Origin of the sequence: Leptolyngbya cf. ectocarpi LEGE 11479 (assembly GCF_015207065.1) — a bacterium.
Lineage (GTDB): Bacteria > Cyanobacteriota > Cyanobacteriia > Phormidesmidales > Phormidesmidaceae > Leptothoe > Leptothoe ectocarpi.
Genome location: NZ_JADEXP010000001.1, coordinates 73524 through 90182, shown reverse-complemented (window position 1 = coordinate 90182; position 16659 = coordinate 73524). Strand labels below are relative to the sequence as shown.

17 protein-coding genes are annotated in these 16659 nt (G+C 50.7%); 10 read left to right on the top strand and 7 right to left on the bottom strand.

Annotated elements, in window-relative coordinates:
- On the top strand, window positions 1-1298 hold a 1298-nt coding region (locus tag IQ260_RS00445; RefSeq protein WP_193989801.1), incomplete at its 5' end, for a P-loop NTPase family protein.
- 128 nt (window positions 1299-1426) lie between these two features.
- On the opposite strand, the gene IQ260_RS00440 is transcribed toward IQ260_RS00445, so the two are convergent.
- The 4 genes from IQ260_RS00440 to IQ260_RS00425 all read right to left on the bottom strand — a co-directional run bounded on the left by IQ260_RS00440 (window position 1427) and on the right by IQ260_RS00425 (window position 2989).
- A complete protein-coding gene (locus tag IQ260_RS00440) occupies window positions 1427-1732 on the bottom strand; it encodes a DUF2973 domain-containing protein (RefSeq protein ID WP_193989800.1) in 306 nt (101 codons plus the stop codon).
- Between the two features lie 17 nt (window positions 1733-1749).
- Window positions 1750-2097, bottom strand: a complete 348-nt coding sequence (locus IQ260_RS00435; protein WP_193989798.1) for a DUF2605 domain-containing protein — start codon at window positions 2095-2097, stop codon at window positions 1750-1752.
- A gap of 195 nt (window positions 2098-2292) precedes the next feature.
- Window positions 2293-2562, bottom strand: coding sequence for a TIGR02450 family Trp-rich protein (locus IQ260_RS00430; protein WP_193989797.1), 270 nt, complete (start codon window positions 2560-2562; stop codon window positions 2293-2295).
- Entirely contained in the window at window positions 2555-2989 is a 435-nt protein-coding gene (locus tag IQ260_RS00425; RefSeq protein WP_193989796.1) for a hypothetical protein, read from the bottom strand. Before IQ260_RS00425 ends, IQ260_RS00430 begins: the two co-directional genes overlap by 8 nt.
- Window positions 2990-3116: 127 nt before the next feature.
- Between IQ260_RS00425 and IQ260_RS00420 the strand changes: the two genes are divergently transcribed.
- The 5 genes from IQ260_RS00420 (at window position 3117) to trpD (ending at window position 8955) form a co-directional block, all read left to right on the top strand.
- Window positions 3117-4223: an ABC transporter ATP-binding protein gene (locus IQ260_RS00420; RefSeq protein ID WP_228015308.1), complete on the top strand. Its 1107-nt coding sequence runs from the start codon at window positions 3117-3119 to the stop codon at window positions 4221-4223.
- Window positions 4216-5025 (top strand): ABC transporter permease, encoded by an 810-nt coding sequence (locus IQ260_RS00415; protein WP_228015306.1) that lies wholly within the window; start codon window positions 4216-4218, stop codon window positions 5023-5025. The genes IQ260_RS00420 and IQ260_RS00415 overlap by 8 nt, the downstream gene beginning before the upstream one ends.
- 140 nt (window positions 5026-5165) lie before the next feature.
- Complete coding sequence (locus IQ260_RS00410; protein ID WP_193989795.1) at window positions 5166-6932, top strand: GldG family protein; 1767 nt, start codon at window positions 5166-5168, stop codon at window positions 6930-6932.
- A gap of 13 nt (window positions 6933-6945) precedes the next feature.
- Entirely contained in the window at window positions 6946-7665 is a 720-nt protein-coding gene (locus tag IQ260_RS00405) for a DUF4340 domain-containing protein (protein WP_193989794.1), read from the top strand.
- Window positions 7666-7902: 237 nt separating this feature from the next.
- Window positions 7903-8955, top strand: a complete 1053-nt coding sequence (trpD, locus tag IQ260_RS00400; RefSeq protein WP_193989793.1) for an anthranilate phosphoribosyltransferase — start codon at window positions 7903-7905, stop codon at window positions 8953-8955.
- Window positions 8956-8961: 6 nt separating this feature from the next.
- On the opposite strand, the gene IQ260_RS00395 is transcribed toward trpD, so the two are convergent.
- Entirely contained in the window at window positions 8962-10368 is a 1407-nt protein-coding gene (locus IQ260_RS00395) for an MFS transporter (RefSeq protein ID WP_228015303.1), read from the bottom strand.
- Window positions 10369-10638: 270 nt separating this feature from the next.
- Between IQ260_RS00395 and IQ260_RS00390 the strand changes: the two genes are divergently transcribed.
- From IQ260_RS00390 to IQ260_RS00375, 4 genes are all read left to right on the top strand, one after another.
- Entirely contained in the window at window positions 10639-11133 is a 495-nt protein-coding gene (locus IQ260_RS00390) for a CBS domain-containing protein (RefSeq protein ID WP_193989792.1), read from the top strand.
- A 36-nt stretch (window positions 11134-11169) separates the two neighbouring features.
- Entirely contained in the window at window positions 11170-11844 is a 675-nt protein-coding gene (locus IQ260_RS00385; protein ID WP_193989791.1) for a HEAT repeat domain-containing protein, read from the top strand.
- A gap of 722 nt (window positions 11845-12566) precedes the next feature.
- Window positions 12567-13043 (top strand): ATP-binding protein, encoded by a 477-nt coding sequence (locus IQ260_RS00380; RefSeq protein ID WP_228015301.1) that lies wholly within the window; start codon window positions 12567-12569, stop codon window positions 13041-13043.
- 95 nt (window positions 13044-13138) lie between these two features.
- On the top strand, window positions 13139-15169 hold the full coding sequence (locus IQ260_RS00375; RefSeq protein ID WP_193989787.1) for a DNA polymerase III subunit gamma/tau: 2031 nt from the start codon (window positions 13139-13141) through the stop codon (window positions 15167-15169).
- 51 nt (window positions 15170-15220) lie between these two features.
- Here the strand turns inward: IQ260_RS00375 and IQ260_RS00370 are convergent, their stop codons facing one another.
- Entirely contained in the window at window positions 15221-16075 is an 855-nt protein-coding gene (locus IQ260_RS00370; RefSeq protein ID WP_193989785.1) for a M56 family metallopeptidase, read from the bottom strand.
- Complete coding sequence (locus IQ260_RS00365; RefSeq protein WP_193989783.1) at window positions 16072-16503, bottom strand: BlaI/MecI/CopY family transcriptional regulator; 432 nt, start codon at window positions 16501-16503, stop codon at window positions 16072-16074. The genes IQ260_RS00370 and IQ260_RS00365 overlap by 4 nt, the downstream gene beginning before the upstream one ends.
- Window positions 16504-16659 lie beyond the last annotated feature (156 nt).

Here is a 16659-nt window from a genome sequence, read left to right as displayed (position 1 = left end):
TTTTTGTTCTATTTGCTAAAAATCCTTACCAGAAAAGCGCTTGGGACTTTTTGGACTATGTGAGTGTCAACTGGCGGAAAAAAGTTGTTTTTATTTTGCAACAGGCCGATCTATTACGCCCTGAGAATTTAGCGACCAATGTTCAGCAGGTGCGGGACTATGCCGCCCAAAAGCAAATTACATCCCCCCGAGTATTTGCCACCTCCGCCGAGCTGGAATTTGAAGGCGATCATGAAAATAGCGGCTTTGCCCCCGTGCGACAATACATTCGCGATATGGTCTCCACCGGGGAGAGCTATAAGATCAAACTCCGCTCGGTGAGCAGCACCACCCAGAAGCTGATCGAGGCGCTGAGTGAGGATATTCAAAACCTACAGCTGCAGCTGCAGGAGGATCGAGCCACGGCAGAGCGGATTCGGCAGCAAATTGAGAGGGGTAGGGTGCGATCTCAAGCCGAAATTGACACCCTTGTCAGTCGGCTTTGCGATCGCTACGAAACCATTTCTAGCCGCATCAAGCTAGAGTTTCGCGATAGCCTCTCGGTAATGACGGTCATGCGCCGCTCCTTTGTTGGCATTTTTAATAAAGAAGCCTCGCTACAAACCTGGATAAATGGTTTCAAAGAGCGCTGTCAGACCGAACTTAAAACATCTCTAGAAGAACTATCCAACGAAGGAGCCCAACACTTTGTTGACGGCATTCGCCAGCTGCTAGAGGGACTTACCGTAGACCTCAACGCCATCCAAACCCACCAGGTCAACAGCAATACCATTTCTATCAAAATTTTGGAGCGTCGCCAGGAGGTGATTGAAAGCGTCAAGGCCAAAGTTAGCAACCTGCTCACCGATGATGGCCTCACCCGTGCCCTGGGCTCAGAAGCCGAAAGCATGGCGGCAGAGATTGTGGGTGGAGCCTTTGTGGCCGTGGCCGGAACCATTCTTCATGTTGTTGAGTTTGCCGTAGCCGAAGCCATTATGAACGCCATTGGCATTGCCTTTGCCGGCATTGGCATCATCACCCTCGCTATCGGTATCGCCTGGCAGCGCAAACGCATTATTACCAAGTTTGAGCGTGCCCTCGACAGCGAAAAAAGTCGGTTTAACGCCGATGTCACCGACCGCCTCAACCAAAAGCTGAGCCTTATCTATGAAGAAGTGGAACGCATATTTGTCCAGTTTTACGACTATGTCGAGCGGGAAACAGACGCCGTTACCCCGGTCCTAGACCAATACGATGCTATCCAAACAGACGCCAAGGAGCTGTTTAATGAGATGGCGACTCGACAGCTACTCCAATAGCCACAACTCGTAACCATCACTAAAATCATACGAAAAACTTTTGGTCACCTGTGGATGAAGACGCTATCCACGGGTGACCAAAGCATAAAACCTATAGGGTGCCAAAATCTATGGCCAGAATCTAAAGGCTAGTCGTCAACCTTATCGTCCAAGGTACCACCGCCACCTGAGGACTCGTAAATGGCATCTAGCTGCTCACGAGCATCCTTGATGGAAATAGACCGCATCACTAGGAGAGGCTCATCCAACACATTGCCATTATCGTCCAACAGCTCAGGGTGGGGGACCCGGCGAGGCTGTTTTGGTGTGGACACGTAGGTACTGCCACCGCCTCGGCGAGTTTCAATACCCAAACTGATTAGATTGCGTACCAAATTGACAATTGCCAATACGGCCAGAATAGTGAAAGCAAAAATGTAAAGTAAATGCAGCATAGGGAAAAGCGATTGCGCTAATTATCCTCTTCAATTTGATCGGGGGCCGCCTGGGCTTGCTGCTGTCGGAATCGGATAGCCACATTCCAACATTCATGAACTAGCCGATGCCAAGACATCACCACAGACATATCAACCCCTGCTTGGTTGCCAGTAGCCTGGGATAATGACTGGGATGCACTCACCAGCTGCTGTGCTTGACGCACCCGACCTAACAAATCTTGCTGCTCGTGCTCACTAAGAAAATCGATTGACTCAGATTCGAGCAAACTAATGGAACGACCAAACCAATACTGGAAGTCATTCAACAGGGGCTGTAAAACCGCCTTCATCAATTCAGGTTCGGGAGCGTTGGAACTGTACATCAATTGTACTTAAGCTAGATAACTATGAAAGCTTTCTGAAACAAATCAAGAAACACAATCTACTACTAGCTTAAACAGAACCTCTAGAGAACGCCATACAGATTTTGCTCGCACAGATAAGAAACAAAGCTGATGGAGTTTTTATAAAGATTATTAGTTACAGCATATAGTAGCGTCATTCCTTAAAGGAAATAGTTAAGATATGCCATCATTTTGACTTTGCTCACCACTGATTTGATCGAGGGTTTTCCAGCCAGCTTTCCAGAGCTGACGGTTTTTTAAGACATTGGCATTGATCCAAAACCGAATCGTTGGATCGCAGGATGCCACCAGCTCAGCAAAAACAAGTTTGCCTTCGTTTTTACGGTTCGTAACTTGAAAATGCCGCCAACCCATGGTGCGTTGCTGAGCTGTCCACTTTGACCCCAGCAGATGGGGAAATTTTTGCTTCTTAGGTTTAGCCATCAATTGTCTGTTTGAGTCCACGGATATGTACAGCTCGGCTTGTGATATAAGCCGTTTTGGCCTCCAAGCGAATGTAAATCTTGCCAGACAGCAGACCTCGCAGACTATTGCGTGCGTAAATAACCAGATCTGCCGGTAGGCTATCGTCTTCGATGGGGGCATACCCTAACTCAGCCAGGGGTTGGCTAATTTGATTTAGAAATACTTTATGCCCCTTGATGGGCTGCTTTAAGGTAACTGATCGATTAAAGTACAGTCCCAGCCCGCCGCCCACCAAGCCCATCACCAGCCCTAGCTGATTGGGAATAACGCTCATGGGGCTGAGGTGGAGTACGCTGCTGGCGAGCACGATGGTCAGCAGTGTGGTGGTACCAAAGTAATAGAGGAATGTGAGCGAATTTTCAGGCCCTGGGTTACTCGTGGTCATAGCGAGGCTGATGCATTATTTTCGTATAGGGTTGCACAATTTCATGGCAACCGTTGTGAAAATCGGTGGCAGAATGGTCAGACGACTTGAGTCGATCCTCCGGATGTTGAACTGAGTGGGTTAAACCATGATTGAGGTAGATCAGCTGAGTAAAGCTTACGGTTCCACCCTGGCGATTAGTGATGTGTCGTTCAAAGTAGAGCCAGGGGAAATTTTAGGGTTTTTAGGCCCAAACGGTGCGGGTAAAACCACCACCATGCGGATTCTGGCTGGGTATTTGCCAGCTACCAGCGGTACGGCTCGCATTGCGGACCATGAGGTGCATAGCGATTCGATGGCGGTGCGACAAAATATTGGCTATTTGCCGGAGACACCGCCGCTGTATCCCGATATGACGGTGGAGGCGTTTCTCTATTTTGTGGCTCGGATTAAGGGGTTGCCCATTGGCGATCGCGCTAAACAGGTGGCCTCAGCCATGGCCCGCTGTAATCTGAGCGAAAAGAAAAATGTCTTGATTCGTAAGCTCTCGAAGGGCTTTCGGCAGCGGGTGGGGATTGCCCAGGCCATTGTTCACGATCCGCCGGTGATTATTTTGGATGAGCCGACGGTGGGCCTGGATCCCAAGCAAATTATCGATGTGCGCAATTTGATCAAAAGTCTGGCGGGGCAGCATACGATCATCCTTTCGACGCACATTTTGCCTGAGGTGAGCATGACCTGCGATCGCATCACCATCATTAACGGTGGTCGCATCGTTGCCACCGATACACCAGAAAATCTCACCGCCCGTCTAGCAGGGCAGCTGGGCTATGCCATTGAGGTCTCGGGCGATCCAGGGCAGGCCCAGGCTGTGCTCAGCCAGCTGCCCCAGGTGGAAGCCGTCACCGCTCTATCGGCGGAAGGGTTAGCGGATAATCATCACCGGTTTCAAGTAATGGCGGCCACTGATGACGATCCAGGCAGTGCGATCGCAGCGACCATTATTAACGCCGATCTGGGTCTGTATGAGCTATCCCGGAATCGGGTCAGTCTCGAAGATGTCTTTATTAATCTCACCACCGAAGAACCCGCTGCAGCCATGACCGATGCTGTTAATGATGCTACTAATCATAATCATGAGGGCAATGAGGATTCTGAATCCACACCTCCTGCAGACGTAGCCGCTACGGCAGACACTACTCCCCCTGTATCCGATACCTCATCATCAGACACCCCATCAGAAACCGATGAATAGTATTGTCACCGTCATTAGCAATATCCTGGCCATCTACCGTCGGGAGCTACAAAGCTATTTTGCTTCGCCCCTGGCCTACGCCATTGCCACTATTTTCTGGCTTTTAGCTGGCTTCTTATTGGTTATTCTTGTCTTTGGTCCCCAGGGACTGTTGGCTCAGTCGGCCTTTGCCGACCAGGCGGGGCTGCAAAGCGCTCCCCTCGACCTCCCCTATGAATTTACCCAGTTTTATTTGGGATTATTAGGGTCTCTGGCCATGTTTGTGTTGCCGGCCCTTTCCATGGGGCTATACACCGACGAGCGTAAGCAAGGCACCCTGGAGCTGTTGGCCACCTCTCCCATTACCAACTGGGCCGTTGCCTTGGGAAAATTGCTCGGTGTCGTCACGTTTTTTGTCACCATGGTTCTGCCGCTATTGGTCCTAGAATCATTTGTCGTTGGCTCCTCCGATCCACCCTTTGATCTGCGACTTTTATTTTTGGGGCACCTTGGTTTAATTCTGATGGCAGCGGGGGTCCTTTCCCTCGGTATGTTTATCTCATCTCTGACTGAAAGTAGCGTCCTAGCGGCGATTCTTACATTTGCCCTAGTGCTAGTCCTGTTCGTTCTGGAAGGGGTGGCCGGTGGGCTGCCAGGACCGGCAGGTGATGCCGTCAGCCATCTCTCCTTGTTAAAGCATTACAACGACTTTACTCAGGGTGTTTTTGATCTGAGCGGGCTGGTTCTGTTTCTCTCCTACGCAGTTCTAGGCCTGTTTTTAACCGCCCAATCCATCGAAGCTTTTAGGTTTCAGAGAAACTAAGCAAATGGTGAATGCAGCGTTTCCCACACACGTTGAAGACAGCCCATTCCCCATTCCCCTACACCATCGAATTACACGCATCCCAACCGGGAACCGCTATAGAATCCGCTCCCTCTGCTCTTAGTCCTACCTCTCACGTTATGAAAGCGCTATCTACCTATCGTAAATATCTTCGCTGGTTACTATGGCCTGGGTTAGCCTTGACGACAGCTGGTTTGGTCACGGGCTTTGTAGATGCCTGGAGTGTTCTAGCCATTGTACTGTTGGCCATTGGTGTAGTATTTACCCTGATCAGTTTGGTGCTGGGAGGCTTTGGCTACCGTAGCTTTTGGCAAAGCCGGTCTACCCAGGCGGGCACCAATGCGGTTGTGGCCACACTGTCAGTGCTTTTGATCCTGGGCGTTGTGAACTTTTTAGCGGTGCAGTACGCGCCACGCATTGATTTGACTGAGGGGGGCTTGTTTACCCTAGCGCCTGAATCTCAGTCAGTGGTCAAAAATCTTCAGCAGCCGATCCAAGTTGTCCTTTTCGACGCTTCCTTAAATCCTAATGACAAACAGCTCTTAGAGAGCTATCGCAAGTTTAACGATAACCTCACCTACGAGCACATTAATCCGTTTCAAGACCCGGCCACAGCCCGTGAGTTTAACGTTAGTGGGGAAGGGCGTGAAGTTCATCTCGTTGCTGGTGAGGATATGCTCTTTGTGCAGGCATTAGGGGCGCAGGGGCTGACCGAGCAGGATTTGACCAATAAGCTTGCCCAGATCGGTCGCGATCGCAACGCTGTCGTTTACTTTCTCCAAGGCCATGAGGAGTTTGTGATCGATGGCAGTACCTCCGGCTATGCCCAGGCTGCTGCCGCCCTAGAAGCGGACGGCTTTACCATTGAGCCCCTAAGCCTGGACCAAACAGCTGCCGTGCCGGAGGATGCCGATGCGGTCGTGATTGCCGGACCCAAGCAGGCCTTTTTTGCCCCCGAAGTAGAGGCCCTCAAAACCTACCTAAATGAGGGGGGCAGCATTCTTCTATTAGTCGATCCACAAACAGAACCTGAGTTAGATACCCTATTAACAGACTGGGGAGTGACCCTAGATGAGCGGCTGATTGTCGATGCATCTAATACGGGTCAAATTGTTGGCCTTGGCCCTGCAGCTCCGCTGGTCACCGCCTATGGAGCCCATCCCATTACCGATGACTTTAATAATGGCCGTTCGTTCTATCCGCTGGCCCGACCTGTCGTCATAGAGCCAGTGGAGGGTGTAGAAGCGACTCCCCTGCTGTTGAGCAATGCCCAAAGCTTTGCTGAATCCCTATCGGAGACAGGAGAGCTGAATGTTGATACCGAAAAATCTCCAGAAGGACCGTTTAACATTGGTGTTGTTTTGACTAAGGAGATTGAAGACTCACCTCAGGAAACAGCCGAAGATGAAACTACGGCTCCAGAAGAGTCTGAATCTGATGAAGAAAGCCCTGATGTAGAAACCTCTCCAGCAGACGAAAGTGCTGAGGACGAAGAGCCTAGTGAAGACTCCGACAACTTAGATTCGGAAGCCTCTCAATCAGATGAGGATGACGGGGAGACTGCTGACGAAGAAGAGTCTGGTGACTCCGATGCTTTAGATGCAGACGAATCGGTCAAAGAAGCTCGACTAGTGGTTGTTGGTAATGCCACCTTTGCCACCGATGGGCTATTTGATCAGCAGCTTAATGGCGATGTGTTTCTTAACAGCGTTACCTGGCTGAGCAATCTAGATGATTCCACACTGTCAATCCGGCCTAAGGAGATTACCAACCGTCGCATCACCATGACGGTATCTCGACAGATTTTGATCAGTGTTTTAGCCCTACTAGTGTTTCCACTGGTTGGGGTCATAGGGGCTGGCATTGCTTGGTTCCGTCGTCGTTAGGGGAGTGTAAAAGATGAAACTTAATCGTAGTACGGTCGGGTTGCTGGGTGTTGCGATCGCACTCGTAGCCGCCGTCTCCATTTTCGAAACCACCAAAAATACCCAGCCTGAAAGTGGTGACACCCTATATGAGTTTACCGAAGGCGATGTCACGACGTTTAGCATCGACCGCGAAGAAACTCCCCTCGCATTTGCTAAAGCTGACGACACCTGGCAAATGACAGAACCGCAAGACGTACCCGCCGATCCATCGTCCATCGCGTTTCTGCTCAATATCATTACCAGCGACACCATTACAGAAACCATCACTGCAACAGCTGACCAGCTTGATAACTATGGTTTAGGGGATCCTAATGCTGTTGTGAGCATGACCGTTGGTGAAGAGGAGTATACCCTGGCTGTTGGCGGTGAAGACTTTAGTGGCACCTCGCTCTACACCATGACGGTAGACGAGTCCACAGACACAGAGTCAGTGGATGTGTATCTGATGCCCAACAGCCTATCCACCGGTCTGGAGCGTCCGCTGGAAGAATGGATTCTCCAGCCGGAAGAAGAGGAGTCTGCTGAAGAAGAGCCCCAGGCGGCTCCGGCCCCGGAAGAGGAGTCTGCTGAAGAAGAGCTTCAGTCGACTCCGGACAGTGAAGAGGAACCATCTGATAGTGAAGAGGAAGCACCTGACAATAGCGAGGCAGATGAACAGACTGAAGAATCTTCTGAAGATGTCTCGGAATAGCAAGCTGTTCCCATCAGGCACAAAAAGAAATACTGTTTAGATTTGCGTTTAGACTTGTTTGACAACATCGTCCTCTGACCGATTGCCGTAGTGATAGTTGGTTAGGTTTGCGATCGCAAACCTAACTTTAAGGCTGGCCTCACTCTCTGACTCCTTTCTTAAATTTGCCCTACACAAGCGTCTTTTGATTTCCTTGTGTAGTAGCTTATTGATTGAAGTCGTAAACGCCCTACAGCAATGACAACCAACTGGTCTAGCCTGCTACAGCAGCTCATCGATAAGCAGTCCCTCTCAATCGATCAGGCTGAATCGCTGATGCAGGGCTGGCTGACAGAATCGATTGATCCAATTATGTCTGGGGCGATTTTGGCGGCTTTACAAGCAAAGGGATTCTCCGCCGATGAGCTAGCCGGTATGGCCCGAGTATTGCAGGGGCAGTCCCTGGGCGGCATGCAGGCTGACGCATCCTTGCCCACACCCCGGATCGATACCTGCGGTACGGGCGGTGATGGTGCTTCTACATTTAATATTTCCACCGCCGTGACGTTTGTGGCTGCAGCGGCAGGTATCCCCGTCGTTAAGCATGGTAACCGTTCGGCATCTAGCAAAGTGGGCTCTGCCGATGTACTAGAAGGGCTGGGGGTGGACCTGAATGCGCCTCCCGGAAAGGCTAAGGCCGCTGTCAAAGAAGTCGGTGTTACGTTTCTGTTTGCCCGTGGCTGGCATCCAGCCATGAAGGCTGTAGCGCCTATTCGTGGCACATTGAAAATTCGGACTGTGTTTAATTTACTGGGTCCTTTAGTCAATCCGTTACGGCCCACTGGTCAGGTGATTGGTGTATTTGACCCTGCGGTTATTTCTACGATGGCGGCAGCGCTCAACCAGCTGGGTATGGGGCAAGCGGTTGTGCTTCACGGACGAGAAGGTTTGGATGAAGCAGGTCTGGGTGACAAAACCGATGTGGCCGTATTGTCCAACGGTCACGTTTCCACTAGAGTGATCGATCCTCAAAGCTTAGGACTGGCCAAGGCCAATGTATCGGCCCTACGCGGCGGTGAGCTAGAGGAAAATATGACCATTCTGCGCAATGTTCTCCAGGGGAAAGGGACGCAGGCACAGCAAGATGCAGTGGCCTTGAATGCGGCCTTGGCTTTACAGGTGGGTGGTTCAGTCATCGGCGATACGGTGGAGGAAGCCTGGTCCTACGGGGTGATCCAGGCGAAAGAGATTATTGCCAGCGGAGCTGCCTGGGATAAGTTAGAGGAGCTGGTGGCGTTCTTAAAGAGTTAGTAGACGCTATGCCGTACGGGTGGAGGTTGGGCATTGCTCACCTGGTGCCGTTTGGTCAGGAATTCCCTGAGCCAGTAAGGCGGCAATGGCCATGGAGAATCCGCCTAAAACGACGATGCTGATGCGATCGCAACCCACATAGTCCATCACCCAGCCCAGTCCCAATGCGGCCACGATCTCCGGCAGCACAATAAAACAGTTGAAAATGCCCATATAGAGACAGTTTTGGCCGGCTGGGACTGATCTTGCCAACAGCGCATAGGGTAAAGAATGCATGCTAGCGATCGCAATTCCCACCCCCACCATGGGCAATAACAATAACCCCGGCTGATGAATCCAACCAATGGAGACAAGACCCGCCGCACCACAGAGTAGGCTGAGGCTATGGGTGTATCGTTCCCCCAGACGTGCCACCACGACATAAATGCCAAGGGCCGCTACACAACACACCAGGTTGTCCACAGCCAGACACAGCCCGGACCATTCAATGCTCTTGGCATAGAGCGGGGTACCGGGGATAGCGCCAAAAATATGGTGGGCAATGGCCGGAGGAAAATATAGAAACATGCAGAATATGCCCAGCCAGCTAAAGCACTGGACCCAGGCTAGATGCCGCATGATGGGGGGCATCGTTGCGATCGCATCCCAAATTTGCCGCACCATACCCTCGTCAGACACTGGCAATGGTTCACTATCAGCAGGCTCTGGCGTCGTGATCACCGTCCAAATTACCGTACCTAGAAATACCGCTGCCCCCAGATAAAACGACAACTTAATAGACAGGGGGACACCTCCCATAGCGATCAAGCTATCCGTCTCTGGAGTCGTGGTGAGTACACTCAGATGGGCGATCACCCAAGGCATCGCTGATGCCAGCACTGCCCCCAATCCACAGAGTAAACTCTGGACAATAAACCCCTGGGTTTGCTGCTGTGCTGGGACCAAATCCGCCACAAATGACCGAAACGGCGTCATGCTGACATTAGCTGAGGCATCTAACAGCCACAGTAGACCCGCCGCTATCCATAGGTTCGAAGCATTGGGGAGGAATACCAGGGCCACCGAGCTGAGCAACGCCCCCACCAAGAAAAACGGTCGCCGTCGTCCTAGGGGTGTACAGGTGCGATCGCTCCAATATCCCACCACTGGCTGTATCAACAGCCCACTCATAGGAGCTGCGAGCCATAACAGGGGCAGCTGGTGAGGATTGGCCCCCAACGATTCAAAAATGGCGCTGCCATTAGCCATTTGCAATCCCCAGCCAAACTGAATGCCGAGGAAGCCAAAGCTCATATTCCACAGCCCCGCCATACTGACTGGCGGCTGGGATGACGATACTGGAGAAGACGATACTGGAGAAAAGGATGTCTGAGAATCGATTGAGGGGCTGTCTGCTGGGAGGCTCTTTACCATGGCAACGCCATGGACCGAGTAACAAGATGGACGAACTTAAGCATATAAACAGATCTCTAGACAGCTACAGTCGGCCAAAAAGCCGTAGCCATAAGACGCAATTTGTACTGTGATACCACTGTGAACTAGCAACACCTGTTTCAATTAAAGCGGTATAGATTATTTCGTTGTGAATATATAACCCTATGTAACGACCTTTGAACCAGCCGTGTTTTCCCTAGAAAGCGTTTCTACAATGGATAGGTACGCAGTCCCTATCCTATGCGCCCTATGACCCGTAAAACAGTCTTAAAGACAACGGCGACTAAAACTGTTGGTGAGATGATGACAGCACCGCCTTTGACAGTTACCCCTGACATGCCGCTCAAGGATGCTGTACAACTGCTGGCCACCCATCGCATCAGTGGTTTACCTGTGGTAGACAAGGCAGGGGAAGCCGTTGGTGAGATTTCTGAAACTGACCTAATGTGGCAGGTTAGCGGCGCGTCACTACCTGCCTATGTGATGCTCTTAGATAGTGTGGTTTATCTGACTAATCCCGCTCGCTATAATCAGGAACTTCATAAGGCTCTGGGGCAGACCGTTGCTGATGTCATGTCCCATAAGGTGACCCTGGTGCAGGCTGACGATGATCTCCAGCGGGCTGCTCAACTCATGCATGACAAACAAATTCGTCGATTGCTGGTAGTAGACGATAACAGACACGTCATTGGCATTCTGACCCGTGGTGATATTGTGCGAGAACTAGCACAGCAATATACCTGAGCTATCCCGTACTTGTTGCATCACCTTTTTTAGACTATGGCAATCTCTCTCGAGCAAATCAAACAGCAGCTCTCGTCTGAAGATCTAGGACAGCGGCTGAGAGCTATTAACCTATTGCGTGAAATTGAACCTGCTCAGGCATTTGAGCTGATTCAAACAGTCATTAACGATGACAGTTCTCGGGTTCGCTATGCTGCCATTAGTCAGATGTCTTCTCTGGGAATGCAAGATAAAGAGACATCGCTAACTGTTCTCAGAGGAGCGCTCTATCACGACCCAGAAGCCGATGTACAAGCGGCGGCGGCAGACTCCATTGGTGCGCTCAAACTTGTAGACGCCTACGATGATCTAGCAACGGCCTACAACAACACCTCGGAATGGATTGTTCAAATGAGTATTGTTGCTTGTTTAGGAGAGCTGGGTGTGAAGGAAGGGTTTAACCTTTTAGAGCAGGCACTCAAGTCTGAAAATAACCTAGTTGCTCTCACGGCTGTTGGGGCTATGGGAGAGCTCAAAGATCCTCGGGGCGTATCGTTGTTGCTACCTTTTGCTAGTAATGAAGACTGGCAGGTGCGCCATCGCCTGGCCCAAGCCCTGAGCAATTATCTGAAAACTCCTCAGGCAGAGGTTGTGTTGCCTGTGCTGACGACACTGGCCAAGGATGATTCAGAGATAGTTGCCGACGCGGCGAACTACTACCTAAATAACTAAGCGCACTCGGTGTTGTCAACCCTTGTCCACGTCCAGACCAGGCGTTTTTCCATAGAGGAAATTACTACAGTTTTCAACCTGGACGTGGTTTAACTAAGTGAAATTGCTGATCCTAAAATTACTTGACCGTAGCAATATCATTATAGAGGTATGAAATAGAGAAATGACATGATTAGCCCCTGAGCGAAATTTAATTATCTCAAGACAGAGATAATTAAGTCTCTGTCTTGAGGCCAAAAAATGTCCATATAAAGACAATTTTTGGCCAATTGCTACTCTTTTGTAAGACTGTTCAAAAATACGACTAAGAAACTGCCCCTTTTTCGCTTTTTAGAACATTGTAAGTAGCTTAAGAAAATGCTGCTGCAACGTGTACATCTGTCCTATATATAGGTTTCAAAAACTATTTGGCAGCAAAGAATCACATAAGTGTTGGCTTCATTTAAGCAAGTAAAGACTATAAAGCTAGTAACTTAATCAATACTTCTTCCTGTTTCTAGCCTGGTCTCATTGCATATCTGATATATTAGTAAGAGATAGGAAAATTAATAAATTCCCTGTAACACACATTACATACCTTTTTAGAAAAGCTAGAAAAGCTTCGTTTTTACTTTTACACAATCGATTTAATTCAACGTTCAGATCTACGCCTGCTGATAGCTTATGCGTTTGCCATGGATGGCAATTAGTTTGATTCTGGGAATGATTTCATGGTTGGTGTGATGACATTATCCACGGGAGTGAAGTGGGACAAACTCAGCTTTGCCTCTACTCTATATCTGTGTCCGATTCTTGATACCTTACTTGAGCGTGCGCCGCTGCAGATGCATGATGAGCTACGGCTAGGTTTGCAAGAAGCATTAGTCAATGCGGCCAAGCATGGCAATAGTTTGGATCCAAGCAAGCATGTGTCTGTCCAGTATGCTGAGGTTAAAGGTAGCTACTGGTGGATCATTACTGACCAGGGTAATGGCTTTGACGTTCCCCATGAGTGTGGTGTCAGTCCCAACAAGGACGATAGCGGCATTATGGGAGACTGTGGCCGTGGTCTCTTTATCTTGCATCAAATTTTTGATCAAGTGCATTGGTCCTCTAAGGGGAATGAAGTTCGCCTGTGTAAGCGATTTAGCCGCTGGCCTAGTTTGATCAAAAATTTACAGATGGCTTGGGGCACTAAGGACACTGTGGTGATGAGCTAATGGCGATGAGCTAACGGCTGCTGTAGCTTTTATAATGGGCTAGTCCACTTTTTGAGCGACGCATGGTCCTTTTGTTGAGGTAGGGCATAGTATCGATGGCCTACGAACCGCTGCACCATAAGTATCGCCCCCAAACGTTTGCTCAGCTTGTGGGCCAGGGTGCGATCGCAACCACACTTTCCAATGCTCTTCAGCAAAATCGCATCGCCCCGGCCTATCTTTTTTGTGGTCCTCGGGGCACAGGTAAGACCTCCAGCGCCCGAATTTTAGCGAAGTCTCTCAACTGTTTGAGCAGCGAAGGCCCCACCCCTGAGCCCTGTGGTCAATGCCAGGTCTGTCGTGAGATAACGGTGGGTGCTTCCCTCGATATCATCGAAATTGATGCCGCTAGTAATACCGGTGTTGACAATATCCGTGAGCTGATTGAACGGGCACAGTTTGCCCCGGTCCAGTGCCGCCATAAGCTCTATGTGCTCGACGAGGTGCACATGCTGAGTACGGCTGCCTTTAATGCCTTGCTCAAAACCTTAGAAGAGCCCCCACCCCACGTTGTCTTTGTCCTGGCAACCACTGACCCTCAGCGGGTGTTGCCCACCATCATTTCTCGCTGTCAGCGGTTTGATTTTCGTCGCATTCCCCTCGATGCGATGGTGCACCACTTAGACTACATTGCCCAGCAAGAGGCTATTGCCATTGCCCCTGATGCCCTACAGCTAGTGGCTCAGCTGTCTCAGGGGGGCTTGCGCGATGCTGAAAGCTTACTCGATCAGCTGGGACTCATGGATGGAGAAATCACCATTGAAGCTGTGTGGGATCTGGTGGGAGCTGTTTCCGAGCGAGATCTGCTGGCTCTAGTGCAGGCGGTGGGGGCTGATGACGGTGCCCAGGTGCTGATTTTAGCCCGTCAGCTCATGGACCGGGGGCGAGAGCCGCTGATGGTACTCCAGAGTCTAGTGGCTTTTTATCGGGATTTACTGATTGCTAAAACGGCGGGAGAGCGCCGTGACTTAGTGGCCATTACGGCCCCAATTTGGGCGGAAATGGTGCCCTTTGCCCAAGCATTGCCGCTGTCCCTATTGCTTTCTAGTCAACAGCATTTACGCGCTGCTGAAGTGCAGGTTAAAAATACAACTCAGCCCCGGCTGTGGTTAGAAATTACCCTGATGGGTCTACTCCCATCAGCCCAGGGACACTCAGGGGTAGCGGCCCCATCGGTCACAGCCGTCACCCCCGTCCCTGCTGTACCGCCCATTAAACCATTGGTGGTAGCGCCACCAGCCAAAAAATCCTCACTGCCAGCCGTTGAGCCAGCCCGACAGCCAGAGCCACAACAGCCCCTTAAGTCCTCTGTACCGCCCTCTCAACTTTCTCAACCCGCTCAGCCCTCTCAACCTAATAAGGCAGAGCCGTTGCCTGCGCCCCGTCGAGAGGCCAGCAGTCCTAACAAAAATCAGCCAACTCCGTCTCAAAAAATGGCAGAAGCCCCTGCCATGGGAAGTCTTAACGATATTTGGGCAAAAATTGTGACTCAGATGATGCGCATGGCTAAGAGCGGTGCGATTCCCATGGGTACTGCCGTGTTGATGCGTCAACATGGCCAGCTATTGGCCTGTGATGGGGTGGAAGCTGATGTGGGCATCACCAATGACAAGCTGATGCAGATGGCCCAGAATCGTTTGAGTAATGTAGAAGCGGCCTTTGAGCAAGTCTTTGGTCACAAACTGCGGGTTGCGATGGTAGTAGCCCCAGGTACTGGTGTCGCTGAACCAGCGGCGGCCTTAGCGACACCAGTGCCACGCAGCAGCGTGCCAGCGCCTCCTGTTGTGCCAGTGTCTCCTGTGCCAGCGTCCGCAGGACAACCGGTCAGCCCGCCTAAACAGCCCAGCCAGCCTAGTCATGATGCATCACCAGCGTCGCCAGCGCCTACCACTGCTGTAACAGCTCACCCCGTTGACCCACCATCTGTTGCTGAATGGCAGACAGAGAGTGACCTAGAGCGTAGTGTTAAAAGCTTTGCTCAGTTCTTTAACGGTCAAATTGTAAACTTGGATGACGAGACCGAACCGACTGATTCTGGTGACTCTGACAAACCTTCCACAAAGCCAGGGCCAGACGTTCCTTTTTAGGGACATCTACGACCGCCAGAACCGATGGGTGAGAACTCCTCAGAGCAGTCCTCAGTAATGGAACGGGATGGAGAATAAAGGTATCAGACCTAGTGCGATTCCTGCACAACAGCCGGACGTAATCCATGACCACTGAGGGGTAAACCCATAATCGGTGGTCTCTGACAGTAGAGCATCAATGCGACGGCTTAGTCGACTGCTAGGGGTTGTACAACTAAAATTAGCCACTGTGACTGGCGACAGCGGGGCAGCTATCACCTGCACTAGGGACTCCGCCAGGGTGAGCCGTTCGACAAACTGTGTGGCCCAGTTATCGGCGCGAATCTCTCTGAGTAGCAGCAGTTCTTGCCAAAGGTCCTCGGTGTAGGGCAGCCAGCTACTGAGACGTCGCAGCCAGCCTAGCCAAAAGAACCAAAATGTATCGCGATAGTAATGATGGGCTTTTTCATGGGCGATAACAGCGGCAAGATGTTCTCTATCTAAGGTGTCAAGCAGACCCTGGCTGATGACCATTTCTGACGACCAGAGACCGATTTGGGCGCTAAAGACGGTGTCGTCGTCCAAAACGCGGCTAGGAGTCTTTTGGACCAGCTGCTGAGGATATTGCTGGATATGGAGAATACTGTTGTATGCTTGCCAACCTAAATGGACGAGTAGACCTCCACTGATGAGGACAAAGAACCAGGCGATACCATAGCTAAGCCATCTTTCTAGGGGCGTAAATGCATGGCCATGGGGACCCATGATGATAATGGCCATGGCCGTTGTCATTAAAAGTAGGGGAGGAACGACCAAAAGGGATAGCACGGCTAACCAGTGGGAGTTCTGCAGACAACGGTGAGTTAGGGCTAAGCGTAGGAGTATAGCCATTGCGATCGCACCCACCAGTAAGCTCATGTGCATCATGGTTGCTCCTCCTGCCGCTTCTGCGCCCGCCGCGCTGTTTGAATCCTTAAGGTAATTGCTTCGAGCTGGTCAAGACTGTCCTGATCGAGGCTATCGGCAAAGGCAGCCACAATATCTGGGTTGCTGGCGGCCAAAAATTGCTGCAATCGCTCATGGGATTGCAGAATTTTGGCACTGCCTGCTGACAGTAAAGGCTCCCAGTGGTAGGCTCGCCCCACCCGTCGCTTAGCTATCCAACCTTTGGCCTCTAAACGCCTCAATACAGTGGCCACCGATGAATAGGTCAAATCACGATCAATATCTTCCAAAATGTGGTTGTGAATCACCGTTGCTGAGGTGGTGCCCACGTCCCATAGGATATTCAAGATCTCAGCTTCTAGCGGCCCCAAAGTTAGCCGTTTAGGGCGATGGGCTGGAAATGGCGACATCAGCTAATCTCTAAACTCAATAGCTTTGTACTCCAGTGTACCGTGTCAGTCTATGGACCTTCCATCAACCGATTTTTTAGCATCATAATTCTACTAACTCTGACAAGGTGTCACTTGAGTCCGACTGACTGAGGCAACATAATAGCTGTTAATTAA

Coding starts and splice junctions, on each gene's coding strand:
- IQ260_RS00440 (WP_193989800.1), bottom strand. CDS start 1,732: ATGCTGCATTTACTTTACATTTTTGCTTTCACTATTCTGGCCGTATTG.
- IQ260_RS00435 (WP_193989798.1), bottom strand. CDS start 2,097: ATGTACAGTTCCAACGCTCCCGAACCTGAATTGATGAAGGCGGTTTTA.
- IQ260_RS00430 (WP_193989797.1), bottom strand. CDS start 2,562: ATGGCTAAACCTAAGAAGCAAAAATTTCCCCATCTGCTGGGGTCAAAG.
- IQ260_RS00425 (WP_193989796.1), bottom strand. CDS start 2,989: ATGACCACGAGTAACCCAGGGCCTGAAAATTCGCTCACATTCCTCTAT.
- IQ260_RS00420 (WP_228015308.1), top strand. CDS start 3,117: ATGATTGAGGTAGATCAGCTGAGTAAAGCTTACGGTTCCACCCTGGCG.
- IQ260_RS00415 (WP_228015306.1), top strand. CDS start 4,216: ATGAATAGTATTGTCACCGTCATTAGCAATATCCTGGCCATCTACCGT.
- IQ260_RS00410 (WP_193989795.1), top strand. CDS start 5,166: ATGAAAGCGCTATCTACCTATCGTAAATATCTTCGCTGGTTACTATGG.
- IQ260_RS00405 (WP_193989794.1), top strand. CDS start 6,946: ATGAAACTTAATCGTAGTACGGTCGGGTTGCTGGGTGTTGCGATCGCA.
- trpD (WP_193989793.1), top strand. CDS start 7,903: ATGACAACCAACTGGTCTAGCCTGCTACAGCAGCTCATCGATAAGCAG.
- IQ260_RS00395 (WP_228015303.1), bottom strand. CDS start 10,368: ATGGTAAAGAGCCTCCCAGCAGACAGCCCCTCAATCGATTCTCAGACA.
- IQ260_RS00390 (WP_193989792.1), top strand. CDS start 10,639: ATGACCCGTAAAACAGTCTTAAAGACAACGGCGACTAAAACTGTTGGT.
- IQ260_RS00385 (WP_193989791.1), top strand. CDS start 11,170: ATGGCAATCTCTCTCGAGCAAATCAAACAGCAGCTCTCGTCTGAAGAT.
- IQ260_RS00380 (WP_228015301.1), top strand. CDS start 12,567: ATGACATTATCCACGGGAGTGAAGTGGGACAAACTCAGCTTTGCCTCT.
- IQ260_RS00375 (WP_193989787.1), top strand. CDS start 13,139: ATGGCCTACGAACCGCTGCACCATAAGTATCGCCCCCAAACGTTTGCT.
- IQ260_RS00370 (WP_193989785.1), bottom strand. CDS start 16,075: ATGATGCACATGAGCTTACTGGTGGGTGCGATCGCAATGGCTATACTC.
- IQ260_RS00365 (WP_193989783.1), bottom strand. CDS start 16,503: ATGTCGCCATTTCCAGCCCATCGCCCTAAACGGCTAACTTTGGGGCCG.